Raw genomic sequence first — 262 nt, 5'->3', positions numbered from 1 at the left:
CCGGGCGCAACGCAGTTCGCTGTGACGTTGCGTGAAGCAACCTCCATGGCGAGTGACTTGGTGAAACCTATCATGCCCGCCTTGGACGCGGCGTAATTGGTCTGGCCGGCATTGCCGGTCACGCCGACCACCGAAGTGATGCCGATAATGCGGCCCCAGCGCTGCTTCATCATCGGGCGCAGGTACGCCTTGGACAGGCGGTAATGGGCTTCCAGATTGACCCGGATCACCAGATCCCAGTCCTCGTCCTTCATGCGCATCA

At 61.1% G+C, this 262-nt stretch carries 1 protein-coding gene; it reads right to left on the bottom strand.

The genetic code is table 11. From position 1 onward, the window contains the following. Positions 1–262, bottom strand: a 262-nt coding sequence (locus AB1471_RS17525) for an SDR family NAD(P)-dependent oxidoreductase (RefSeq protein ID WP_367781004.1), incomplete at both ends; no start/stop codon positions are given.

The organism is Jeotgalibacillus marinus, from assembly GCF_040801915.1.
In the GTDB taxonomy this organism is placed as follows: Bacteria; Bacillota; Bacilli; order Bacillales; family Jeotgalibacillaceae; genus Jeotgalibacillus; species Jeotgalibacillus marinus.
The sequence above is the reverse complement of the archived record's forward strand: the minus strand, read 5'-3'. Positions and strand labels throughout refer to the sequence as shown.